Origin of the sequence: Paraburkholderia sp. RL17-383-BIF-A (genome assembly GCF_046028015.1) — a bacterium.
In the GTDB taxonomy this organism is placed as follows: Bacteria; Pseudomonadota; Gammaproteobacteria; order Burkholderiales; family Burkholderiaceae; genus Paraburkholderia.
Genome location: NZ_JARESR010000038.1, coordinates 1 through 22,490 on the forward strand (window position 1 = coordinate 1; position 22,490 = coordinate 22,490).

Genomic DNA, 22,490 nt, shown 5'->3' on the forward strand with positions numbered 1-22,490 from the left:
CCCCCCCCCGGGGCCCCAAAAAACCTGACTGTGACTCGCAGCGGCGAATCCCTGCGACGCGGGCATGAGCGAGTGCCGCTAAGCACGCCGCGTTATCAGGCGAGTGATCTTTCATGGGCGCGAGGCAATCAGCCGGCTAGACCAACCGACGGTGATTGGCGACCCATGCCCCGAAAGCTAGCGCCGCGCCTTCTCCCCCAAGCGCGCCAGCTTCAAAAACCGGTAATACACCGTCTCCGCATTGAACACCGCGATCATGAAACCGGCGCGGCCGTCCAGAAAACCACGACGCAGCAAATAAGTCCGCACGAACGCCCACGCGCCGCGCCCGAGCGCCTTGCCGAAGCTGCCTCGTTGGCCCGCCGCGTGCCGTTGCTGGGCGCCCGCTGTCGAATACGCGTCGAGCTTGCGCAACACACCTTCAAAGTCCTCGTACGAGTAATGCATCAGCTTGCCGGTGAGACGCTGCGCCGGCGTGTCGAACACCAGCCGCTCGTGCACCAGGTCGTCGGAGAAGCGCGCGGCGCCGCGTTTGAACAGACGCGGAATCCAGTCCGGATACCAGCCGCTGTGATGAATCCAATGCCCGCAAAAACTCGACAGCCGGTCTACCGCATAAACGTCGGCGGTTGGGGCGGCCAGCGCCGCGCGGATCGCTGAGGCCAGCTCCGGTGAGACGATTTCGTCGGCGTCGATCGAAAGAATCCAACCGGTGCCGAGCGCGTCGACCGCGCGATTCTTTTGCGGGCCGAAGCCCGGCCAGTCGGTCTGTTCGATCACGCGAGCGCCGTGCGAGCGAGCAATGTCGGCGGTGCCGTCCGTGCTGCCGCCGTCGATCACGACGATCTGATCGGCGAACGCCACGGCTTGCAGGCATTCAGCCAGCCGCGCCGCCGCGTTTTTGGTGATGATGGCGACGCCGAGGGTGGTTTCTTGCATACCTGAGTAGCGTGAAGGGCAAAATGACGGAACGCTTCGCGCCAGCCGGCGTCCCCCAGCCATGTTGCGCGAAGCAGCGGGCACAAGCGGGCCGCGGAAGCGAGTTGCCGAAGCGAGTTGCCGAAGTATACACAGCCGATCCCCAACCGCCGACGCCCATCCCCAACCGTTTACAATGCTCTTTTTTGATATTCCGCCCGGCCGGCATTCCGTCTGCCGCGCGGTTGCCGTCCCGCATTCTCAGAGGATTCCTTGAGCGCGAAGCCAACGTTAAGCAAACCCATCGGTACAGGTGAGGCGTCGTCGCCCTCCGTCGTCTTTAAACGGCTGTGGCCGTATATCAAGCCGCTGATCTGGGTTCTCCTCGGCGCAATCGTTGCAATGGCCGTCAGCGCCGCGACCGACGCGGCGATTCCCGCGTTGCTCAAGCCTTTGCTGGACAAGGGCTTCGGCGCGCATGCCAACGACAAAACCAAGTGGTTCGTGCCGGCCGCGGTGATCGGCCTCGCGCTGGTGCGCAGCTTGTCGCAATATGCATCCGGGTATCTGCTTGCCTACGTGACGAACAAGATCCTGCTCGATCTGCGCCTGAAAATGTTCAGCCGCATGATTCACACGAGCGTGGCGTTCTTCCAGCGCGAAACCGCGAGCACGGTGATCAACGCGATCGTCTTCGAGGTGAACCAGATTCTCAACGTGCTGCTGAGTGTGCTGGTCACGCTGGTGCGCGATTCGCTCACCGTGGTCTTCCTGCTCGGCTATCTGTTCTATCTGAACTGGCGTCTGACGCTGATCGTCGCGGTGCTGCTGCCGGCGATCGGCTGGCTGGTCGGCAAGATCAACCGCCGCCTGCGCCGTCTGAACCGCGAGCATCAGTTGCTGACCAATGAGCTGTCGTACATCGTCGAAGAGTCGGTGGGCGGCTACAAGGTCGTCAAGGTGCACAACGGCGAGCAGTACGAGATGGATCGCTTCGAGTCGATGAGCAAGCGTCTGCGCGGCTATGCCATGCGCATGACCGTGTCCGGTGGACTCGCGCAACCGTTGACGCAGTTCCTTGCGTCGATCGCGCTCGCCGTGGTGATTACGATCGCGGTGGTGCAGTCGTCGTCGGATCAGACCACGGTGGGCGGCTTCGTCGCCTTCGTCACGTCGATGCTGCTGATCATCTCGCCGCTCAAGCACCTGATGGACGTGAACCAGCCGCTGCAGCGCGGCATGACGGCGTGCGAGCTGATTTTCGGCCTGATCGACGAGCCGTCCGAACCGGAAGGCGGCGGCAAGCCGCTGGAACGCGCGCGCGGCGAAGTGGAGTTCCGCGACGTCTCGTTCAACTACAGCGCGAACGCCACGCACAACCGCCACACGCTCGACCAGGTGTCGTTCAGGGTGGCGCCGGGTGAAATGGTCGCGCTCGCGGGCCCGTCGGGCAGCGGCAAGACCACGCTGGTGAATCTGCTGCCGCGCTTTTTCGATCCGAGCGGCGGTCAGATTCTGGTCGATGGCGTCGCGATCCCCGAATACGATCTGCACGCGCTGCGCAGCCAGATCGCGATGGTGAGTCAGGACGTGGTGCTGTTCAACGACACGGTCGCCAATAACGTCGCGTACGGACAGGTCGCCGATCCCGACAAGGTCAAGGCGGCGTTGCGCGCGGCCAACCTGTGGGACACCGTCGAGGCCATGCCGAAAGGCATCGAAACGCTGGTCGGCGACAACGGCATGATGCTCTCGGGCGGCCAGCGGCAGCGTCTGGCGATTGCGCGGGCGATCTACAAGGACGCGCCCATCCTGATCCTCGACGAAGCAACGTCGGCGCTGGACTCCGAATCCGAGCGCCACGTCCAGGCCGCGCTGGAAACGCTGATGAAGGGCCGCACGACGCTCGTCATCGCGCACCGCCTGTCGACCATCGAGCGCGCCAACCGGATTCTGGTGATGGAAGCGGGGCGGATCGTCGAGAGCGGCAGTCATCGTGAACTGCTGGCGAAAGACGGACTGTACGCGCATCTGCACCGCATCCAGTTCCAGCAGAGCGCGGCGTAACGCGCGCGACACGTCGATCGGCCATTCGGGTCTCCATTCACGCGGTTCGCCAGCGCGGACCGCGCATGACTTGCCCCTTAACATTTGACGAGGCGCTGGCTCGCGCTGTCTGCTGAATGAAGAAACTTGGACTTTCCAGTAACGCGCTGCAGCACAGCGGCGGCCTAGAGCGCTACGCCATGGACCTGGTGCGCGGCCTCGCCGCGCGCGGCATCGAGCCGGCTTTCTTTGCGCGTCGCTTCGATGCGTCGCTGGCGGAATACGCGATGGTCGAGCCACACCGCATCAACGTGTCGTTTCTGCCGGGCAAGTTGCGTGACCGCTGGTTTTCATGGCGGCTGCGCGGCGCACGTCGTGCGGCGCAAGTCGATGTGCTGATCGGCTGCAACCGCGTCGACTCGTCCGATATGGCGATCTGCGGCGGCACGCATCTCGGCTTTTTACGGGCGACGGGGCGTGCGCAGAAGCGTTCGGACCGCTGGCAGATTGCGCTTGAGCGCCGTCAGTACGAGCGCTCGAAGGTCGTGGTCGCGCATTCGCAACTGATGCACGACGAACTGCGCGAACTGTACGGCGTGGACGAGGCGAAAATCCGCGTGCTGTACCCCCCCGTGGACGGCACGCGTTTCGCGCCGACCGACGCCGCGACGCGCGCCACCCTGCGTCGCAAATATGGTTTTGCCGACGACGAGATCGTCCTGCTGTTTCCGTCGAGCAGCCATGAGCGCAAGGGTTTGCCGCTCATCGAAGCCGCGCTGCGCGACACGGCACTGCCCGTGGTGGTGGCGGTGGCCGGACGGCCGCCCGCGCGCACGTCCGGGCGGCTGCGCTATATCGGCTATGTGAAGGAGCTCGCCGAGTGTTACCAGGCCGCGGACTTCACGATCCTCGCATCCACGTATGAGCCGTTCGGGCTGGTCGGCATCGAATCGGTGATGTGCGGCACACCGGTCATTTTCCCGTCGACTATTGGCTGCTGCGATGCGATCGCCCCTCACGCGAAATTCATTTTCGCGCCGGACGACGTGGCGGATCTGCGTGCAACGCTCGAGCGGGCGGTGGGCGCGCATCGCGACGGCACGCGTCGCGCGCCGTCGGAACGGGCCCGCGACGCAGTGCTTTACGACCCAGGCGTAGCCGCTCACGTGGACGCGCTGCTGAGGTTGGCCGAGCAACTCGACGCGACGCGTTAGGGGCCGCGGACCCTTGTCGCACAAGGAGCGGGCGGCCTTGCTGGCGCGGTTTCGCGCCGTTCCGCGGCAGGGTCACATGTTATAATTTTTCACTCTCAACGCTCGAACTCAATTCGGGCCGAACACCCACTTATTTCATCGAGCTTTCCATGCCGGCCTGGACAGGCGGCGGGCGAGAAGCGCCGCATCCCGAGCCGCGCCGGCCCGTCGTGACGGGGCCGTAGCCGCTGCACTGGAGGCCTTCGGGAAGAATACCGCTGGAGATTGTGCATGGCGAACGCGACCTCGCGCCGGGTATCGGCGCACAGCAAGATCGCGGCGGGAACCAACGCGCCGATGAGCCTATGAGTCGGCTTGCCGGGCGTCTTCGTATTTTTGCGCGGGCCATCCCGCGACTGTTGATCAAGCCACTGCGCCGCGAGCCACGGCAACCGCGCAGCATTCTGATTGCACACCATTTGTTGCTTGGCGACACGCTGCTGCTCACGCCGCTGCTCGCCAAGTTGCGCGCGCAATATCCGCAAGCGCAGATCGTACTGACCTGTCCGAAGGCGATCGTGCCGCTGTATGCCGGTCGGCCTTTTAACGTCACGGTCTTGCCCTTCGATCCGCGTGATGCGAAGTCGGTGCGGGACGTTTTGCTTTCCGGACCTTACGACCTCGGCATGGTGCTCGGCGACAATCGTCACAGCTGGCTCGCGTTGGGCGCGGGCTGCCGCTGGATCGTCGGACACTCGGGCGATGAGCCGGCCTGGAAGAACTGGCCGCTCAACCGGAGCGCGCCGTATCCCGCGGCGCCGGCGGCCTGGGCCGACCTCGCCGCGGAACTGGTCGACGGACCGCCGCCGCGCGCTTACGCGCCCGCCGACTGGCCCGCGCCGCAGCATGCGGCGTTACCCGAGCCGTCGCTACTGGCGAAACCTTACGTCGTGCTTCATCCGGGGGCGAGCACCAGCGTCAAACGCTGGCCCAATACGCGCTGGCGCGAGCTTGCGCAACGTGTGGAAGCGCTTGGCTATCTGCCGGTCTGGACCGGCGGCCCCGGCGAAGCCGAGCTGATTCGCGCGATCGACCCGGACCCTCATCATCCCAACCTGGCGGCGCGGCTTGGCCTCGGCGAGTTGTGGCATCTGTTTGCCGGCGCACAAGCCGTGGTTTGTCCCGATACCGGGGTCGCGCATCTGGGGCGTCTGATTGGGGTGCCCACGCTTGCGCTGTTCGGCCCGGGCAACGCTTCGATTCATGGCGCGGGGCGCTACTGGCGCGAAGTGCCGTTCGTGCCCATTACGATCGCGGAGATGCCCTGTCGCGATCAGCCTTTTATATTCCGCCGCAAGGTAGCATGGGTGCGGCGCTGTGATCGCAACGAGACGACCTGTGTGGCCTGGCGCGGCGACCATGCCGAGTGTATGGGCCGGCTGTCTGTCGAGTCGGTGTACAACGCATTGCAAAATGTTCTGGTGAAAGTGTAATGACTCACACGGCTGCGCGAGTGGAGCGCGTGTTATGGGTTGCCTGTCCCGTGATTCTGTTCGTGGTGATGTTCGGCCACATGACGGCGCTCGTCTTCAATGCGCTCGCACTGATGGCGCTCGGCGTCGTGGCGGCCGCCTGTTCGGCGAACCGGCCATCGCTATTGAAGTGGCCGCTGGTGCTGCCCATCGTGGGTTGGGCCGGCTGGAGCCTCGCTTCTGTCGCATGGTCCATGTATCCGATGATCAGCCTGCACGCGTGGTGCGACGAGGTGCTCTATCCGCTGGTGTCGTTCTGGGGCTTCTGGCTGTTCGGCACCGAACTGCGGCGGCCGGCGCCCGTGGTGCTCGTCAACTGGGGCGCCTGCGTGGTGCTCGCCGTGATCAGCGCGCTCTACTGGGGGCATCTGCAGCCGCCCACCGCCAATACTTTTCCGCTGCATTTCTATAATCGCGTCGGCCATACCAGCACGCTCGCGGTGTTTGCCATGCCGCTCTTCGCCGGCTTCCTGCTGAAGCCGCGTTGGCGCGTGATCGGCGCGAGCGGCATCGTGCTGTGCCTGTTCATCGGACTGGCGACCCTCAATCGATTCTTCTGGCCGGCGGCCGCCGTGACGCTTCTGGTCGCGTTGTTTCCGCTCTACCGGCGCCGCCTGTTGCTGGCGGTGCTGGTCGTCGCCGTGGTCGGCGCGGCCGGCGTCGGCACGCTCGAGTTCAGTTCCCGTCTGCGCACGGCCGGCACCGCGCCCGCCGCCAGCCAGTCGCGCGATGTCGCGATCGACGGTCATCAGGTCTACGTGCCCGGCTCGCTGTCCGCGATCGGCGACACGGTATCGGCTGACACGCGTCCGAAGCTGTGGGCGTTTTATGTCAGCGAAGCCGAGCGCCATAGGTGGGTCGGAGTGGGCTTCGGCAAGCCGTTGCCGGGGATCGTCTATCGTGGCGAAATGCCCGCCAGTTTGCTGGCGGTCGAACCGCAGGCGCTGACTCACGCGCACAACCTGTTCATCAACACGTGGTTGCAGACGGGCTTCATCGGCGTCGCGCTGCAGACGGCGTTGTTGCTGTGCCTCGTCGCGCGCTTCTGGCGGCTTCGGCGGGTCGAGCCCTGGTTGTGCGCAGCGGGCGTCGCGCTGGTGGCCGGCATGATCGCGAAAAATACCACCGACGATTTCATGTGGCAGACCACCATGCTCGCATTCTGGGCGTTTGCGGGCCTGCTGCTGGGTTGTGCGGAGCAAGTCGGCGCATCCGGCGAAGCGTCGCTCGACACTGTACGCGGCAAAGCCACGGCAGTACGCAGTGAACAGCGGCGTGAAGCGCCAACAGCCAAGCTGGGCGAATAACCAAGGTGACCAACGCAAACCCGCACGCTACCGAAGCTGACCGCACGCCGCTGCGTATCCTGTTCCATATCAACGATTTCGGTAAAGGCGGCACCGAGACCGCGCTTCTGTCGTGGCTCAAGACGCTCGACCGGCGGCTGTTCGCGCCGAGCCTCTCGGTGGCGTATCCGACCGACGACCTGTTGTTCTGGCGCGCGCAGTCGATCCCCGACGACGTGCCCGTCCATGTGCTCGCCTCATCGAAGTGGATGTACTCGCTTCATCAGGAGGCCCGAAAGCGCAAGCTGGGCAAGGGCGAGAAGTTATTGCACAAGCTGCTGACCTATGGCGCGATCCGGCCGCTGGCCGCGCTGCGCATGCGGCGTCTCGCCAGGCAGCACGATCTGATCTGCGATTTCGATTTCTCGCTGCGCCACGTGGCGGGAAGCGGCCATGTGCCGTGGTTCGGCGTGAGCCATTTCAGCCTGGCGGCGCGGCTCGGCAGCAAGAGCGCGCGCTACATCGCCCGGCGGGTCAGGCATTATTCGCGCTACTCGGCAATCGCCGTGCTGACGCCCGCCATGTTGCGCGAGGCGCAGGAACTCTTCTCGGCAACCGCGCTGGATATCGTCGAATTGCCGAACGTGATCGACGTCGATGCACTGCGGCGCGCGGCGCGCGCGCCGATCGAACGCCCGGCCGACTCGTTCATCGTTTCGGTGGCGCGTCTGGACGAAGGGCAGAAGGACCACAAGACGCTGCTCAGAGCCTACGCTCAGGTGCGCGAGCGTGGCCGTTGCAAGGCGGCGCTCGTTCTGATCGGCGAGGGGCGCGACCGGCGCGAATTGGAGCAGTTCGCCGACGAACTCGGGATCGGCGCAGCGGTGCATTTTCTGGGTTTCTGCGCGAATCCAGCGCCTTATATCCGGCAGGCGGAACTGCTGGTGTTGAGCAGTCGCTACGAGGGTTTCGGCATGGTGCTCGGCGAGGCCATGGCGCTCGGCACGCCGGTGCTGTCGGCGGATTGTCCGACTGGGCCAAGGGATTTACTGGAAGGCGGCAAGGCCGGCCTGCTGGTGCCGGTCGGCGACGTGGACGCGATGGCGCGCGCAATCGAACGTCTGCTGACCGACACGGAATTGCGCCGCACGCTCGTGCAAGCAGCGCAGCAAAAGGTCGAAACGTTCACGCCGGCCAGCGCCAACCAGCGCATGCTGGAACTGGCGTTGCGCCTTTCGGCGCAACAGGATTCACAGGACGTGCAGGCGTTGCGCTGAAGCGCGCGCCAGGCTCACGCGCACTGGCGTTGTGCCGTTGCACGATGCAGGATTCGCCGGGCGCACCAACGTCACGCTGAACCGCGCCAGATTCACACGCCGCCAGTCACCAGTGGCAACACGGTCAGGTCTGGATGCGTGCCTTCCACAATGCTGCGTCCCACGTGCACACCTTCGTACAACGCCTCGTCCTCGCCTGCGAAGCTTTCTTCGCCGTCGGCGTGAAACGGCACCGCATGCCCGGGGATGGACGGGTCCGCGCCAGGATGGCAAACGTAGCCGACGTACGTATAGCGGTTATCCGCTGCGCCCGGCGCGTGCCCCTCGCTGGGCGGGTTTTTCGGACGAGGCGCCACGTGAATCTCGAAACCCTCGTATTCCACCATTTGCCAGGGTGCGGTTTCATCGGCCATGGCCGCCTCCGTCTAGGTCGCGCGCTTCTCAAAAAGTCTAGGTGATTTGAAGCTGAAGCGCGCTCCCAAACGGATACGGCAAAACCACTACGGCTTGATGGCGCCGAGTTGCTTGAGCAGCGTCAGATTGTCTTCAAGGTGCCAGTTTTCGACGATGCGGCCGTCCTTCACGCGATACAGATCGAAGGCCTGGAAGTCGATGGTCTGGCCGTTGCCTTTGAGGTTCTGGAACTGCCCCGTGAAGTGTCCGTAGAAATGCAGATGAACCGAGGCCCGGTCGCCCGCCACGACGAGATCGTCGATCTGCGCGTGGAGATCGGGCACCGCCGCACGAAAACCCTTCGATGCCTGCAGCGGACCATCAGGACCTTGCGGGCGGCCGTCCGGCAAGGTGCGGTCCACGAAGGCCGGCGACAGCGCGAGTTTCGCGTAGGCCTCGTCGCCGGTGTTCCAGAAAGCGGCGTAGCGGCGTGCGCTTTGCACGATCGCGGCGGATTGCGCCGAGTTCGATGCGACAGCGAGGTGGTGCGGCGCGGGCAGGTCGGCGTCGCTCGCGGCATGGGCGCTCAGGGTGCTCAGGGCGCCCGCGAGGCTCGCGGCAACCAACACGTGACGGGCGATTCGGGACATCGGCGAGGCGGACATGGTGCGCTCCAGAGAGAGTTGAAGTGGATGAAGCGCATTCTCTGGCCAATGGTCGTGTTTGATAATTGGTCTGTCGCTTAAAGGATTGTCTATCCATTTTTGAAAATGACCGCTGTTGTATGAGCGTTTGGCTGACGCAGCGAGTCAGTTCGGCCGGCCGCGCGATGTCTATCGTCAGATAGAATGGTGCGCTTTGCCCGTACACGACTCTGCCCATGTGGTTCAAAAACCTTCAGCTTCACCGTCTTCCCGCTCCGTGGTCCGTCACCCCAGAACAGATGCAGAAGTGGCTCGCGCCGCATGCGTTCGCGCCCGGCAACAGCGTCGAGATGCAAAGCCACGGCTGGGCACCGCCGCGCGAGAACGACGCTAACGACTCGCTGGTGCACGCGCTCAATGGCCAGATGCTGCTGGTGTTTCGCGCCGAGAAGAAACTGCTGCCGGCTTCGGTCGTCACGCAAGTGACCAAGGCGCGCGCGCTCGAACTCGAGGAACAGCAAGGCTTCAAACCGGGCCGCAAACAGATGCGCGAACTCAAGGAGCAGGTCACCGACGAACTGCTGCCGCGCGCCTTCAGTATTCGTCGCGATACGCGCGTGTGGATCGATTGCAAGAACGGTTGGCTCGTGATCGACGCGGCCTCGCAAGCGGTTGCCGATGAAGTGCGCGGCCTGCTGGTGAAGTCGATCGATCAATTGCCGCTCGGCACAGTGCGCGTCACGCATTCGCCGGTCGCGGCCATGACCGAATGGCTGCTTTCAGGCGAAGGTCCCGCGGGCTTCACGCTCGACCAGGACACCGAGTTGCGTTCGCCCGCGGAAGGCAACGCGACCGTGCGCTACGTGGGACATACTTTGGATGCCGAAGATATGCGCCGTCATATCGAAGCCGGCAAGCAATGCATGCGGCTTGCCATGACGTGGAACGATCGTGTGTCGTTCGTGTTGACGCCGTCGCTCACGATCAAGCGCATTGCGCCGCTCGACGTGCTGAAAGAAGCGAGCGATCCCACCGCGCAAAACGACGACGAACGGTTCGACTCCGACCTCACGCTGATGACCGCCGAACTCGACCGCATGCTGTGCGATCTGCTCGACGCGTTGGGCGGCGAGCAGGGCGAAGCGGTTCCGCAAGCCGCAGCGGCATAAGAGACTTCAGTTGGCGGCACGCCGGCGCGTCTGAATAGGGCGCGCCGCGTGCGTGTGGCAGCCTCGTCGTGGCGAAGCATTGTGCGCCCGATCTGTGAACGTGTATAAGATGGCGATCGGCAGCAGCGCGCGTCAGTCACGGAGGGCTTGCGATGGTTCGTCTCGTCATGATTCTGCTGGGAGTCGATTATCTGCGCACGCGCTGGCGGTCGCTGCGGCTCGTCGGCTGCATCAGTGTGCTGCTCGGCGTTTTCGTGTTCATCGACGCGCTCGATAGCGCGCTTTACTTTCCGATCACACCGTTCGCGTTACTCCTGTTGCTGGAAGGTCTCGCCACGCTGGCCGTCGCCTGGACCGGCATGGGCGGGCAACGCACGCTGCGCTATGTGAAAGGCATTGCATTCGCCACTGCGGCGGCGTTGATTCTGGTCGGCCACGAGCACGGCAACTTCATTCTGTCGATGATCTTCGGCACGCTCTTTTTCGCCGATGGACTGCTGCAGATCGTCTCGGCCAACGTGGTCCGCTATCGCACGTGGCGGCTCGCGATGATCGGCGGTGGCGTCGAAATCGCGCTGGCGATTTTCTTCTATCAACCTTATCCGACTCACTACGTCGGCACGGTGCCTTACTGTCTCGGTCTCGGCCTGATCTTTGGCGGCTGGAACATGCTCCTGCTGAGCACGCGGGTGCGGCGGCTCGCTTCGAATCCTGCTGCCGCCGCGAGCCCCGGGCTTGCCGCGAAAGATTCCGCGGCGGATGCCGGCATCGCCGCTGCCGCGAGCGAACTCGCTGCCAGCCGTGTGATCGCCCACGAATGGGACGGTCCGCCCGCCGCCGACGAAGCCGCATTGACCGTGCATGTGTGGACGCCGGTCGGGTCGGCCAAAGGCGAGGCGCGGCGGCAGCCGATCGTCGACCGTTATATCGCGGCGGTGGATCGCAATGGCGTGATATCGACCGGCCATGCCGCGCTCGAATCGCCCGAGGGCATCTACATCAGCCTTTATCCAGGTGTCGAGATCGATCGCTCGCCCGACGACTTCGCGCGGCTTTTACGCGCCACGCGCGAGAACGACGTGCCGGGTCTCTTCCAGCCCGATTACGCGACCGAGTCGAAAGCGTGGTGTGCTTCGACGGTGCAGGTGCAGATCCGCAACTACGATCCGGTCCGGCTGCGCCGCTTCTGGGACACGTATCGACAGGACACCACATACAACCTCACGCACCGCAACTGTTCGAGCACTGTCTCGCGCGCACTGGAGGCCGCGATCGAAGGGGCATCGGCGCGCGTGTGGGGTGGTCTCGGCGGATGGCGGCCGTTTCTGCGCGTGATCGCGACACCCGAGCTGTGGGTCGCGGCGCAAGTGCGCAAGCGAGCCGCAACGATGGCATGGACGCCAGGGCTCACGCTCGACTATGCGCGCGCCCTCAGCATGCTGGCCGATCCGCGGCCCTCGGGCTGGGTCAAAATGGCGCGCCTTGCGCTGCGCCGAATGGTTCGCTCGCGCCAGCAATGGCGTGAGGAAGCACGACATGCGCGCGGCGATGAGGATGCGGCGCGTGGCACGGTGCGTGAATGAGGCGCGAATGAGGCGTGCATGAAGCGAGGGTGAGCGCGCTCGCGGGCAGCGTTGCCCAACTTCGACGTCGCGGTAAAAATGGCAACCGCATCAATAGCTTGCAGTTTTTGCCGGTTAGTTATGCACAGATTTGCGAACAGATTCTGTTGATAACCCGAGCGCGCGACGTACAGCCCAAATGAGTGTTTTCAACCAATATGGCGGGTGTATGCTCAACCCGTCAGTTTGTCGTTGACACCGCTCGACCACACCGGAATCCGGCCGTCGCTCATTGAGGATCAAAACCGCGCGGCGCGATCTTCGCCCGCTGCGGCTGTGACTTTTTTATAAGCGTGAACGCGATGGACAGGACGAACCCAGCGGCATCCATCGGGTGGTCAGATGAATGAGCCGCAGCGATTCACGGTGCGCCACGTCAGCATCTACCGTTACTCCGAACCCGTGCGTTTCGGCGAGCATCGCATGATGTTCCGTCCGCGCGCGAGTCACGATTTGCGCCTCGTGACCAACCAGTTGGTAATCACGCCCACGCCGTCGCGGCTGCATTGGCTGCATGACGTATTCGATAACTCGGTGGCGGTCGCGAGTTTCGCGGACAAGGCGCGCGAATTGCGCTTTGACAGCGAAGTGACGCTCGAGCACTTCGAAGCGCCAATGCCCGATTACGCACTCGAACCGTATGCGGTGAACTGGCCGTTCGCGTACACCAACGAGGAAGCGTCCGATCTCGTGAACGCGCGCAGCCGCCCGCATCCGGATAGCGACGTCGACGAATGGGCGCGTCGTTTCGTGCCCACGGCGGGTGGCTCGGCTAAGGGCGGCAAAGGCGGCGCCGGCGGCACGATGGCGCTGCTACGCGCCATGACGCTCGAAATCAAGAGTTCGTTTTTCTATGTGCGCCGCACGGAGAAAGGCGTGAATCGCCCAGGCGACACCTTGCGCAGCCGCAGTGGTAGTTGCCGCGATTTCGCCGTGCTGATGATGGACGCGGTGCGCTCGCTCGGTCTCGCGGCGCGTTTCGTGAGCGGCTATCTGTTCGTGCCCGACGTGCCCGAGCACGAGGCCACGCAAGGCGGCGGCGCGACGCACGCGTGGTTGCAAATTTATCTGCCGGGTGCCGGCTGGGTCGATTTCGATCCGACCAACAGCATTGTCGGCAACCGCCATCTGATTCGCGTGGCGGTGGCGTGGAACGCCTACCAGGCGTTGCCGTTGTGGGGCACATGGCATGGGGCGCCGCATTCGTTTCAGGGTTTGCAGGTGGATGTGAGCGTGACCGAAGGCGCGTGAGGGTGAAGCAAGGGCGAATAAGGACGCGACGATGTCCCGGATGCTCGAATCGAAACGTGTTCGCACGTCAATTGAACGTTTCAACTGGAAAAGGGCGCCGCGATGAAATTGCGCGTTGGGTACGAGCTGGTCTATGAGTGTGTGCAACCGACGCCGATGCTGCTGATGTTGAACACCCACTATTCGCATGCGAAAGAGGTGCTGGATCCCGATCTGCTAGTGGTCGATCCGGCGGTGCCAATCCGCCAGTATCGCGACAGCTTCGGCAACCTGTGCAGCCGGCTCGTGGCGCCGCCGGGAAAAATTTCCTTTTCGACGCGCGCGGTGCTGGAGGTGTCGTCGGAGCCGGAGACGCGGCCGCCATACACCGAACAGCATCCGGTGGAAATGCTGCCTGACGATACGATGGTGTTTTTGCTGGGCAGCCGCTATTGCGAAACCGATCTGCTCTCCGAATTCGCGTGGCAGACCTTCGGCACACTGCCGCTTGGCCGCGTGCGCGTGGATGCGATTTGCAATTACGTGCACAACCACATCGTGTTCGGCTACGACTTTGCGCGGCCGACCAAGACCGCATGGCAAGCCTGGCAGGAGCGCAAAGGCGTATGCCGGGATTTCGCGCATCTGGCCGTGGCGCTATGCCGGGCCATGAATATTCCGGCGCGCTATTGCACGGGCTATATCAGCGATGTCGGCCTGCCGCCGCCTTACGCGCAGATGGACTTTGCCGCGTGGTTCGAAGCGTATATCGGCGGCTGCTGGCAGACGTTCGACCCGCGCAATAATGCGCCGCGTACGGGGCGTGTTCTGATGGCTCGCGGGCGCGACGCGGCCGATGTCGCGATCAGCAATGCCTTCGGGCCGACGCAACTGCTGAAGTTCGAGGTGGTGTGCGAGCCGGTTTAGAAGCGTGGCCGTTGAAGACAAACTTGATTCACAAGACGGCGCTCATGTGAATTGGCGCGGCATCATTCCCCCAGCGCGAGCCCGCGTTTCCTGCGCGCCAGCGCCGCGCCGATCGACACCGCCGCGCCGATACCACCCATTGTCAGCGACAGGATCACGATCAGCGGGCCGGCTTGCGTGCGTGCGGAGAACACACTGACCAGAAGCCCGGCGAGCGGCTGTGTCATGTTGTTCAGCAGGATCACCACGCCGGTCGTCTTGCCGTAGTCCTGTGGCGGAATGATCTGCTGCCGCGCGCTGCGAATGTACACGTTGAACATCTTGTCGAAGCCGACGATCAGCAGGAAGCCGAGCGCATAACCCCAGGGCGCCGCGCTGGCGCCGGCGATCACGCCGCCTGCGCAGATCGAAACGAAGGCGACGAGACCCAGGCGACGGGCCGGCCATGCGGCGCGGGCGATCGTCAACAGAATCAGCACCGTTGCCACGGCGCCGGCCGTTTGCAAGCCGGCGTAGTAGTGGCTCGATTGCGCATGAACGCCGGTCACCATTGCAGCGGACGTGGCGAGCGTCACGCCGATCACCAGATTTTCGGCGGCGGCGAGCAGTACGACTTTCTTCAGGCCGGGCAGAACCAGCACGTGACGCAGCGCGATGCGCACGGGCAGCGTCCAGTGGCCCGCATCGGCGGGCGGCGGATCCGTGGCGCGAAACCCGCTCGTGCGTTGCCATAGCAGCAGCGCGCCGTCGGCGAGCAGAAACAGCACACCGGTTGCGCCGACCACCCATTCCCAGCGCCACAAACCGAGCAACAGCGCGGCGAGCATCGGACCAAGCACGAAACCCAACTGGTCGGCCAATTGCGAATAGGCGAGCACGCGCTGAAACCGCTGCGTGCTGAAGATCTGCGGCAGCATGACTTCACGCGCGACGAGCCCCTGGCTCGTCAACACGCCGCAAACCGCCGAAAGTGCGATCAGCCAGCCGATGCCGCCGAACATGGCATAAGCGATCATGCCGCCGAAACACGTCAGCGCGCGCACGGTCTGGCTGACGCGCATGAGTCTGAGTGGCGAGACGCGATCGCACAAGGCGCCGAAGAAGGGAAACACCAGGTAGCGGGGCAGCGTTTCGATAAAGAACGCCAGCCCCGACCACGAAACCTGGTGTGTCGTCTGGAAGACGACGAGCGGCACGAGAAACAGCAGGACCTGATCGGCGAGACGCGCGACAAACAGCGAGCAGAAAAAAGCCTGATGGTTGACGCGCACCGTTGATGTCCCGCCGTTTATGGGTCGAGACCGATCCTATCAAAGATGGCGGTCCCGCGCCGCAGCGCACCGTGGTGCGCCGGGGAGTCAAGGCAAGCTCACGAGCAGTGCGGGCAGAGCGCCGAGCTAGCGCGGAACTGTGCGCCTACCGCACGGCGAGTACGCTCCGACCGCACGGCTTATCGCAACCTGCTGCTAGCCGCGATAAGCCGCTTCGAGCGGCGCGATATCCAGCTTGACCATATGCATCATGGTGGACATCACGCGGCTCGCCCTGGCGGTGTCCGGGTCACGCAGCATTTCGCCGAGCACGTCCGGCACGATCTGCCACGAGACGCCGAACCTGTCCTGCAGCCAGCCGCATTGCCATGGTTTGCCGCCGTCGGTGAGTCGGGTCCAGTAGCGGTCGATCTCCTCTTGCGAACGGCAGTGCACGAACAGCGAAATCGCCGGTGTGAAGGTGAACTGAGGGCCGCCGTTCAGCGCCATGAACTCCTGGCCTTCAATCTCGAACGTGACGGCCAGAACGTCACCCTTCGGCCCGGGGCCGGCGTCGGTGTAGTGCATCGTCGTGGCGATGCGGGAATCGGAAAACACGGACGTGTAGAAGCGGGCCGCTTCTTCCGCTTGGCCGTCGAACCACAGACACGGTGCAATCTTTTGCATGACGTAGCTCCTCCTTCTCACCGGACGAACCGGCCATTACTTCATGGCGGCCATGGCTTGCTGGATTTCTTCCGCGCTCAGGTCGCGCTTGTGCGTGGCCAGCGACCAGCTATGGCCGAACGGGTCTTTCAGCTGGCCGTAGCGGTCGCCCCAGAACATGTCGGTGACGGGCAACACGACGGTCGCGCCGGCCTCGACGGCCTGCTTGAAGCTGGCGTCGACATCTTCCACATAGTGGTGAATCGTGACCGGCGTGCCTTTCAGCGAATTCGGGCCGAACGAGTGGTGCTCAGGCCATTCGTCGGTCAGCATCAGCATGGAATCGCCGATCTTCAGGGTGGCGTGCATGACCTTGCCGCCCGGGCCGGGCAGGCGGATCTGTTCGACGGCGTTGAAGGCCTTGGTATAGAACGCGATGGCGTCCGCGGCGTTGGCGCAGATCAGGTACGGGGTGAGCGCATGCATCCCGTCGGGGATCGGTTTGACAGCGTTGCTGGACATGACGGCGACTCCTTGAAGTAACAGGTTCGTGAGTTGAAAGACCGACTGTGCGAGTCAGGCCTTCAACGTTACGACGAGTGCATCACCGTTGAATCGACACTCCGGAAAAAATATTTTTTGCGCCGGGCGCGCTATGAACGCCCGGTCGGCCGTTTCAACCGGCGGAGTTGTCCTCGTCCGGCGGCGCGGTGGACGGCGCCGGAACGCCGCCATTCGGCGCGCCGAGGATGCTGATCTGGAAGGTCGGCGTGGCGGCCAGCGATTGCAGCGTGGCGTCTTCGGGGATGTGTTCGAAGAGCGGCAAGATCACCGAGCCGCCGATCACCGCGCGCCGGCTATTGTCGGCGGGCCGCAGGCCCCACACGTCCTGATAGACGACCGGCACCGCGCTGCCGTTGCGCGTGGTGTTGCCGATATACAGCATCACATGGCCGCCGATGTAGATCAGCGTGCGCAACGGCTCGCCGTGCTGCGCCAGATAGTCGAGCCGCTGGGCGGGCGTGGACGACGACAGGTCGATCATGCGCCCGGCGCTCATCTGCGTGGACGAATGGCGCGGCAGCCAGACGCCGAACGCCGCGAAGATGCTTTGCAGTTCCGACGAGCAGTCGTTGTAGAGGCCGCTATTGCCCCATCCGTAAGGCCGTCCGATCAGCGTTTTCATCAGCGTCGCCAGATGGCGCGGCGTGGCGGCGAGCGGTGTCGGCGCGATTTGCGCGTCGCTCAGGGTGGCGGTGCGGATCAGCGCCTCGCCGTCCGCGTTGCGGGCCGGGACGAGCACCCGGCGCGTCACCGGGGTCTTGCTCGTGCCGGTCTTGTCGCTTGCTTCGCCCGTGTTGCGCGGGTCGCTAGGGTCGCTTTTCCGGCTCGCGTTGTCCGTGCCGCTTGCGACGCGTTTGCCCGACGCCGGCCGTGCCGCATCGGCTGGCACGAGCGGCAGCAGCGTGCCGGCCGGCGCGTCGAAGCGGAACACACCGCGGCTGTCGCGTACAGGCGCCGACGCGACGATCACCGCCCCGAGCGATTTGCCGGTCGCGGCGCGCCATGTGTCGACGAAGCGATCGTCGGTCATGCCGACGGCGTCGCTGCGCACCCAGCCCTGCACGTCGGGCGTCTGCACATAGAGCCACGCACCGTCGACGCTGCCCCCGAGCACGTACAGCGGCGTTCCCGGCCGTGCGGCGGAAATCTGCAGGTTGTCGAACGGATAGCCTTCGCCGGCCAGACGGTGGTCGTAGAACGAGGGGTCGGTGGTCGGCAGTTCGCGCACCATCAGGTTACCGGTGGCGATCGCGCGGCGCTCGGGCCGGTAGACGGGCGTCTGAGTGAACTGCCCGACGTTCATGTTTTGCGCGATTGCGTCGATCCACGCCTTGTCGTGCGGCCGGAAGTTTTCTCCGTAGCCGATGTTCCCGCCAGGCTTGCCGGTGTTGTCGAACTTGTCAATGCGCCGCTGCTGCAATGCGGCAATATCCGCACCTTGCTGGCGATAGACGCGCATCGTCACGAAGCTGGCATTCCACGGCGAGGACGCCGCGGTGCCGGTGCCGAAGTAGCGCGCGTAAAGCACCTGGAAATGGGCCTGCTGATCCGCGGGGCTCAGGAACGGCTGGTCGTAGCCTGGGCTGTCCGGTTCGAGCCAGTGATCGACGTTCTGGTCGTAGCCGGCGATCGGGAACAGCGAGACGGTGTCGACCGGCGCGTGCGCGTCGCGCGTCGGCGACGGGTTGCTGCAGGCGGTGGCCGCCACCAGAGCCGCGCCCAGCGCGGCAGCGCGGCAGGCGTTCGGCCATGCGGCGGCAAGACGGGATAGAACGACAACGGGCATGAGATTCAGCGGAGTGGGTAGAGGACACGATGATACGGTGTCGGCGCGTCGTGGCGCATGTCGTGCCCGCGCCGCATGATGGCGGCGCGTATGCAACGCGTATGTGGTTTCATTGGGATTCGTATCGTCAATAGCGGCTGCGCGATAGTGTGCTTTACGCGCGGGCTGCCGCAACCGGCGAGCGTTCCACTACACTCTCTGCCTAACCAAACGCATCGCCTCGAAACATGCTCGAGAGGCGGCATGACCAGGAGAACACCATGCAAACCAGCGCACGTAACCATTTCGCCGGCGAAGTCACCGGACTCACCCATGGCGCCGTGAACGACGAAGTCACGCTGCGCACTCAGGAGGGTCTCGAGATCGTCTCGATCATCACGCATGGCAGCGCGACCTCGCTCGGCCTCGCGGTCGGCAAGAAAGCGTTCGCGCTGGTCAAGGCTTCGTCGGTGATCGTGATGGTCGACGTGACGAAGAACCAGGTGTCGGCGCGCAACTGCATCGCCGGTACGGTGTCGGCGGTCACGAAGGGCGCGGTGAACTCGGAAGTGTCGATTAGCGCCGGCGGCGCGCAGATCGCCGCGATTATCACCAACGAGAGCGTCGATCGTCTCGGTCTCGCGAACGGCAAAGCGGCGACGGCGATTTTCAAGGCATCGAGCGTGATTATCGGCGTCGAGTAACGGTCGATCGCCACCGGATTCATTTTCGTCCGCTTGCGCGTTGAACGACAGCCGGCGGGCAGATGGAGCCGGAAGAGCGAGGCCGTGTGCCCAGCGCGCGTCGTGAACGAAACGGCAGCTTGCTTTAAACTTCACGACTCGCTATTCCTCTTTCCGCTTTCATCACGGACGCCGTCATGTTCGAAGTCTCCTCCGCCTCGCATCTGCCCAAAGCCGCGCACTACGAAGAACTGGTCGGCCAGGCGCGCTCGCTGCTCGCCGGCGAAACCGACTGGATCGCCAACGCCGCGAATTTTTCCGCCTTCGTGTTTCATTCCCTCAGTGATCTGAACTGGGCCGGCTTCTATTTCCACGACGGTCACGAACTGGTCGTCGGGCCGTTTCAGGGCAAGCCCGCGTGCGTGCGCATCGCGCTCGGCAAAGGCGTATGCGGCACGGCGGCGCAAACCCGTCAGACGCAGGTCGTGCGCGACGTGCATGAGTTTCCCGGGCATATCGCGTGCGATTCGGCCTCGCAATCGGAAATCGTCGTGCCGCTCGTCGCGCCGGACGGCACGCTGATCGGCGTGTGGGATGTCGACAGCCCGGTCGTCGCGCGCTTCGACGAAGAAGACGCGAAGGGCATGGAAGCGCTGTGCGCGGTGTTCATCGAGGCAGCGTTGCCGCGCGCCGCGTCGGCTTCCTGAGGATAAAGCGGCGGTGGTGCCGAAGCACCCCATCTTTTTTCATCCGTAGAGTAGCTTCAGCGTTCCCCGCATTACCCCGCAATTGCACTTTCGATAGCCGCGACTGCGACAGTCTCAGCCGCTATCGGCATCCGGTGGCGTTCGCCACCGAGATCGCCGACCAACCATCAGCGAGACGCTGCTCGACACACCGCTCGTGGTGTTCCGCTCGAACCGTCAACTGGCGCGCATGCGACATCTGCCCATCACGATCAAGACGCCGGCGACTCCCTCCGTCGCCGTCATGCCCGAAGGCGAGCGCGCGTTACAGATTGAGATCGCCACCGATACAGCAACGAATCGGGGATTACACCAAGGGAAACGATTGGCGCGACGAATGCGAGGCCTGCGAGGTCGGCGGGGGTGCGAAAGCCGTTATCATACGCACGATCCTCCAGTACATTGGACCCGATTTTCAAGGCCTTACAGTTTGCGCGCGCGTCAAGAACACGTTCGATCACATCCACTACTCAGGAATATCAAAAGGCTGGCGCGATGCACGACCACCTCTTCGCCGAATCGCGCACGCGCGACGCCGCGCTCGCCTCGGCGCCTTGCGGTATGTTCATCTGCGCCGCGGACGGCACGTTCGAGTCCGTCAATGCTGCTTTCGAAAAGCTAACGGGGTTTGCGGCAGAGCACCTGGTCGGCGTGCGTACCTTCGAGTCGTTGTTCGATCCGGCCGAATTCGCGAGGCGCCACACCGAACTGCCGCCGCTCGCCATGGTGACCTCGCGCTATGAAGGCGAATGGAGTTTCCTGCGCCGCAATGGCACGCCGATTCGCGTGGTGCTCGCGTTGGCGCCGCTCGTCCAGGGTTCGGCGCATGCTGGCGGAATTGCCGCGCGTCCGGCGCGCTACGTGGGCATGGCCTTCGACATGACGCGTTACGCGCAGTCCGAAGCGCGCCTCTGGTACGTCGCACATCACGACGGCGTGACCCGTCTGCCGAATCAAACGCTGTTTACCGAACGGCTGGAATTGACGATCGCGCGTTGCCAGCGTAACGGCAGCGGTTTTACCGTGCTGATCGCCGAGCTCGACCATCTGCGCAAACTGCGCGATGCGCTTGGATTGCATGCGGCCGAGCTCGTGCTGCAGATTGTCGGTGAACGGTTGCGTGGTCTCTTTCCAAACGACGGCACGATCGCCTCGATCGGCGGAACGCAGTTCGCTTTGCTGGTCAACGAAACCGGTGCGGCCGCCGACGCCTTCGCCGCTGAAGCATTAGGCCGTATCGCCGAAGCGATCGATTACGCCGGCACGACGTTGAACATCACCGCGAGCATCGGCATCGTGGCTTATCCGGCCGACGGCGGCGATGCGCCTACGCTGATGCGTCGCGCGGGCGTGGCGTTGTCGGCGGCCTCGGCCGTGACCGGCAATGCGGTGCGGCGTTTTTCCACTGCACTGGAAGGCCAGGCCGCGCGCCGCTTCGAACTGGAGACCATGCTTCGCGAAGCGATCGAGCGGCAGCAGCTGCATCTGGTGTATCAACCGCAGGTGACGCTCGCCAACGGCCGCATCGCGCAAGTCGAAACCCTGCTGCGCTGGAACCATCCGCAGCGCGGCCTGATCAGCCCCGTCGAATTCGTGCCGGTCGCGGAGGAGGCGGGTTTGATCGAGCAGATCGGCGAATGGGTGATCCGGACCGCATGCCGCGACGCCGGCAAATTGCTCCGGCTGACCGGCACGTTGCCGCGCTTCGCGGTCAATGTGTCGCCGCAGCAGTTTCAGCGGCAAAACCTGTTCGAGACGATCCGCGAGGCGCTGGAAGAGGCCGCGCTCGACCCGTCATACCTCGAGGTGGAAATCACCGAAGGTGTCCTGCTCGGCGACACCGAGCAAGCTTTGCAGACGCTCTTTGCGTTGCGCGATCTGGGCGTGGAAGTGGCGGTGGACGACTTCGGCACCGGCTATTCGAGCCTCGCGTATCTGACGCGTTTTCCGCTGAATCGCCTGAAAATCGACCGCTCTTTTGTGATGCGCATGAGCACCGATCCACAGTGCGAGGCGCTGGTCGGCGCGATTATCGCCATGGCGCATGCGCTCAAACTGCGCGTGACGGCCGAGGGCGTCGAAACGGCGGAGCAGGCGGCGCAACTGGAAGCGCTCGGTTGCGATGAAGCGCAAGGCTTCTGGTTCTCGCGTCCGATTACCGTGGGCGCGCTGCGCAATCTGCTGAGGCCGTTGGGCACACACTGAGGCGCGCGCTTGACGGCGGGTTGCTAACGGGCCAGCAAGCTTTGCCGATCGCGGCGTCATAGTTCGCAGGTCAATCAATGTGCTTAGCCATCCGTATTAAATGACGCCTGGCGCACGCGTCTCATTCATTTCCCGATACGATGCAAGGCGTCGCCGCGATGAACGGCCCGCTTGCCGCTTTTCTCACTTTCCACTTCGTAATGCGGATCGGACTTCGACGCATTGACGGTTCTGCCGTCCACGCTCGTATGGGAAGAAATGACACGCACGACCTTGCCATGCGTGACGCCTTGCGGCGTATTCCAACTTACGCGATCTTCCGGCTTCAGATGTTGAGACATGAGGCGCTCCTGTGCGTGGGCTAACGCGGCTTG

At 64.1% G+C, this 22,490-nt stretch carries 20 protein-coding genes; 12 read left to right on the forward strand and 8 right to left on the reverse strand.

The window, feature by feature from the left end; all coding sequences use genetic code 11:
* Nucleotides 1-177: 177 nt before the first annotated feature.
* Nucleotides 178-939: a glycosyltransferase family 2 protein gene (locus tag P0D71_RS30665; protein ID WP_408483381.1), complete on the reverse strand. Its 762-nt coding sequence runs from the start codon at nucleotides 937-939 to the stop codon at nucleotides 178-180.
* Between the two features lie 252 nt (nucleotides 940-1,191).
* On the opposite strand from P0D71_RS30665, the gene msbA reads away from it, so the two are divergent.
* From msbA to P0D71_RS30690, 5 genes are all read left to right on the forward strand, one after another.
* Nucleotides 1,192-2,985: a lipid A export permease/ATP-binding protein MsbA gene (gene msbA / locus P0D71_RS30670; protein WP_091796076.1), complete on the forward strand. Its 1,794-nt coding sequence runs from the start codon at nucleotides 1,192-1,194 to the stop codon at nucleotides 2,983-2,985.
* 116 nt (nucleotides 2,986-3,101) lie between these two features.
* A complete protein-coding gene (locus tag P0D71_RS30675) occupies nucleotides 3,102-4,178 on the forward strand; it encodes a glycosyltransferase family 4 protein (RefSeq protein ID WP_408483382.1) in 1,077 nt (358 codons plus the stop codon).
* 344 nt (nucleotides 4,179-4,522) lie between these two features.
* Complete coding sequence (locus tag P0D71_RS30680) at nucleotides 4,523-5,650, forward strand: glycosyltransferase family 9 protein (RefSeq protein WP_408483383.1); 1,128 nt, start codon at nucleotides 4,523-4,525, stop codon at nucleotides 5,648-5,650.
* Entirely contained in the window at nucleotides 5,650-6,996 is a 1,347-nt protein-coding gene (locus P0D71_RS30685) for an O-antigen ligase family protein (RefSeq protein WP_408483384.1), read from the forward strand. The genes P0D71_RS30680 and P0D71_RS30685 overlap by 1 nt, the downstream gene beginning before the upstream one ends.
* Nucleotides 6,993-8,252, forward strand: coding sequence for a glycosyltransferase (locus P0D71_RS30690; RefSeq protein ID WP_408483413.1), 1,260 nt, complete (start codon nucleotides 6,993-6,995; stop codon nucleotides 8,250-8,252). The genes P0D71_RS30685 and P0D71_RS30690 overlap by 4 nt, the downstream gene beginning before the upstream one ends.
* 92 nt (nucleotides 8,253-8,344) lie before the next feature.
* On the opposite strand, the gene P0D71_RS30695 is transcribed toward P0D71_RS30690, so the two are convergent.
* Together P0D71_RS30695 and P0D71_RS30700 are read right to left on the reverse strand one after the other, a co-directional pair.
* The gene (locus P0D71_RS30695) at nucleotides 8,345-8,665 is read right to left on the reverse strand and encodes a hypothetical protein (protein WP_408483385.1); all 321 of its coding nucleotides are present in this window, start codon (nucleotides 8,663-8,665) and stop codon (nucleotides 8,345-8,347) included.
* An 87-nt stretch (nucleotides 8,666-8,752) separates the two neighbouring features.
* Nucleotides 8,753-9,310, reverse strand: coding sequence for an ester cyclase (locus P0D71_RS30700; protein ID WP_408483386.1), 558 nt, complete (start codon nucleotides 9,308-9,310; stop codon nucleotides 8,753-8,755).
* Between the two features lie 215 nt (nucleotides 9,311-9,525).
* On the opposite strand from P0D71_RS30700, the gene P0D71_RS30705 reads away from it, so the two are divergent.
* The 4 genes from P0D71_RS30705 to P0D71_RS30720 all read left to right on the forward strand — a co-directional run bounded on the left by P0D71_RS30705 (nucleotide 9,526) and on the right by P0D71_RS30720 (nucleotide 14,237).
* The gene (locus tag P0D71_RS30705; RefSeq protein ID WP_408483387.1) at nucleotides 9,526-10,458 is read left to right on the forward strand and encodes a recombination-associated protein RdgC; all 933 of its coding nucleotides are present in this window, start codon (nucleotides 9,526-9,528) and stop codon (nucleotides 10,456-10,458) included.
* Between the two features lie 152 nt (nucleotides 10,459-10,610).
* Entirely contained in the window at nucleotides 10,611-12,041 is a 1,431-nt protein-coding gene (locus tag P0D71_RS30710) for an HdeD family acid-resistance protein (RefSeq protein ID WP_408483388.1), read from the forward strand.
* Nucleotides 12,042-12,422: 381 nt separating this feature from the next.
* Nucleotides 12,423-13,331 carry a transglutaminase family protein gene (locus P0D71_RS30715; RefSeq protein WP_408483389.1) on the forward strand — a complete coding sequence of 303 codons (909 nt, stop codon included), beginning with the start codon at nucleotides 12,423-12,425 and terminating at the stop codon, nucleotides 13,329-13,331.
* 102 nt (nucleotides 13,332-13,433) lie between these two features.
* Nucleotides 13,434-14,237 carry a transglutaminase-like domain-containing protein gene (locus P0D71_RS30720; protein WP_408483390.1) on the forward strand — a complete coding sequence of 268 codons (804 nt, stop codon included), beginning with the start codon at nucleotides 13,434-13,436 and terminating at the stop codon, nucleotides 14,235-14,237.
* Nucleotides 14,238-14,299: 62 nt separating this feature from the next.
* Here the strand turns inward: P0D71_RS30720 and P0D71_RS30725 are convergent, their stop codons facing one another.
* The 4 genes from P0D71_RS30725 to P0D71_RS30740 form a co-directional block, all read right to left on the reverse strand.
* On the reverse strand, nucleotides 14,300-15,508 hold the full coding sequence (locus P0D71_RS30725; RefSeq protein WP_408183385.1) for an MFS transporter: 1,209 nt from the start codon (nucleotides 15,506-15,508) through the stop codon (nucleotides 14,300-14,302).
* A gap of 195 nt (nucleotides 15,509-15,703) precedes the next feature.
* Complete coding sequence (locus P0D71_RS30730) at nucleotides 15,704-16,174, reverse strand: VOC family protein (RefSeq protein WP_408297114.1); 471 nt, start codon at nucleotides 16,172-16,174, stop codon at nucleotides 15,704-15,706.
* A gap of 36 nt (nucleotides 16,175-16,210) precedes the next feature.
* Nucleotides 16,211-16,675, reverse strand: coding sequence for a VOC family protein (locus tag P0D71_RS30735; protein WP_408297112.1), 465 nt, complete (start codon nucleotides 16,673-16,675; stop codon nucleotides 16,211-16,213).
* Nucleotides 16,676-16,829: 154 nt separating this feature from the next.
* The gene (locus P0D71_RS30740) at nucleotides 16,830-18,503 is read right to left on the reverse strand and encodes an SH3 domain-containing protein (protein ID WP_408483391.1); all 1,674 of its coding nucleotides are present in this window, start codon (nucleotides 18,501-18,503) and stop codon (nucleotides 16,830-16,832) included.
* 260 nt (nucleotides 18,504-18,763) lie between these two features.
* On the opposite strand from P0D71_RS30740, the gene P0D71_RS30745 reads away from it, so the two are divergent.
* From P0D71_RS30745 to P0D71_RS30755, 3 genes are all read left to right on the forward strand, one after another.
* Nucleotides 18,764-19,186, forward strand: coding sequence for a TOBE domain-containing protein (locus P0D71_RS30745; RefSeq protein WP_408483392.1), 423 nt, complete (start codon nucleotides 18,764-18,766; stop codon nucleotides 19,184-19,186).
* Between the two features lie 176 nt (nucleotides 19,187-19,362).
* A complete protein-coding gene (gene msrC, locus P0D71_RS30750; RefSeq protein WP_091796032.1) occupies nucleotides 19,363-19,872 on the forward strand; it encodes a free L-methionine (R)-S-oxide reductase MsrC in 510 nt (169 codons plus the stop codon).
* Nucleotides 19,873-20,406: 534 nt separating this feature from the next.
* Complete coding sequence (locus tag P0D71_RS30755) at nucleotides 20,407-22,116, forward strand: putative bifunctional diguanylate cyclase/phosphodiesterase (RefSeq protein WP_091796029.1); 1,710 nt, start codon at nucleotides 20,407-20,409, stop codon at nucleotides 22,114-22,116.
* Between the two features lie 125 nt (nucleotides 22,117-22,241).
* Here P0D71_RS30755 and P0D71_RS30760 read toward each other — a convergent pair whose 3' ends face one another.
* On the reverse strand, nucleotides 22,242-22,457 hold the full coding sequence (locus P0D71_RS30760; RefSeq protein ID WP_408297101.1) for a hypervirulence associated TUDOR domain-containing protein: 216 nt from the start codon (nucleotides 22,455-22,457) through the stop codon (nucleotides 22,242-22,244).
* Nucleotides 22,458-22,490 lie beyond the last annotated feature (33 nt).

Bases quoted from the DNA above. Each gene is read 5' to 3' on its own strand.
- P0D71_RS30665 (WP_408483381.1), bottom strand. From the start codon at position 939: ATGCAAGAAACCACCCTCGGCGTCGCCATCATCACCAAAAACGCGGCG.
- P0D71_RS30675 (WP_408483382.1), top strand. From the start codon at position 3,102: ATGAAGAAACTTGGACTTTCCAGTAACGCGCTGCAGCACAGCGGCGGC.
- P0D71_RS30680 (WP_408483383.1), top strand. From the start codon at position 4,523: ATGAGTCGGCTTGCCGGGCGTCTTCGTATTTTTGCGCGGGCCATCCCG.
- P0D71_RS30685 (WP_408483384.1), top strand. From the start codon at position 5,650: ATGACTCACACGGCTGCGCGAGTGGAGCGCGTGTTATGGGTTGCCTGT.
- P0D71_RS30695 (WP_408483385.1), bottom strand. From the start codon at position 8,665: ATGGCCGATGAAACCGCACCCTGGCAAATGGTGGAATACGAGGGTTTC.
- P0D71_RS30700 (WP_408483386.1), bottom strand. From the start codon at position 9,310: ATGTCCGCCTCGCCGATGTCCCGAATCGCCCGTCACGTGTTGGTTGCC.
- P0D71_RS30705 (WP_408483387.1), top strand. From the start codon at position 9,526: ATGTGGTTCAAAAACCTTCAGCTTCACCGTCTTCCCGCTCCGTGGTCC.
- P0D71_RS30710 (WP_408483388.1), top strand. From the start codon at position 10,611: ATGGTTCGTCTCGTCATGATTCTGCTGGGAGTCGATTATCTGCGCACG.
- P0D71_RS30715 (WP_408483389.1), top strand. From the start codon at position 12,423: ATGAATGAGCCGCAGCGATTCACGGTGCGCCACGTCAGCATCTACCGT.
- P0D71_RS30720 (WP_408483390.1), top strand. From the start codon at position 13,434: ATGAAATTGCGCGTTGGGTACGAGCTGGTCTATGAGTGTGTGCAACCG.
- P0D71_RS30730 (WP_408297114.1), bottom strand. From the start codon at position 16,174: ATGCAAAAGATTGCACCGTGTCTGTGGTTCGACGGCCAAGCGGAAGAA.
- P0D71_RS30735 (WP_408297112.1), bottom strand. From the start codon at position 16,675: ATGTCCAGCAACGCTGTCAAACCGATCCCCGACGGGATGCATGCGCTC.
- P0D71_RS30740 (WP_408483391.1), bottom strand. From the start codon at position 18,503: ATGCCCGTTGTCGTTCTATCCCGTCTTGCCGCCGCATGGCCGAACGCC.
- P0D71_RS30745 (WP_408483392.1), top strand. From the start codon at position 18,764: ATGCAAACCAGCGCACGTAACCATTTCGCCGGCGAAGTCACCGGACTC.
- msrC (WP_091796032.1), top strand. From the start codon at position 19,363: ATGTTCGAAGTCTCCTCCGCCTCGCATCTGCCCAAAGCCGCGCACTAC.
- P0D71_RS30755 (WP_091796029.1), top strand. From the start codon at position 20,407: ATGCACGACCACCTCTTCGCCGAATCGCGCACGCGCGACGCCGCGCTC.
- P0D71_RS30760 (WP_408297101.1), bottom strand. From the start codon at position 22,457: ATGTCTCAACATCTGAAGCCGGAAGATCGCGTAAGTTGGAATACGCCG.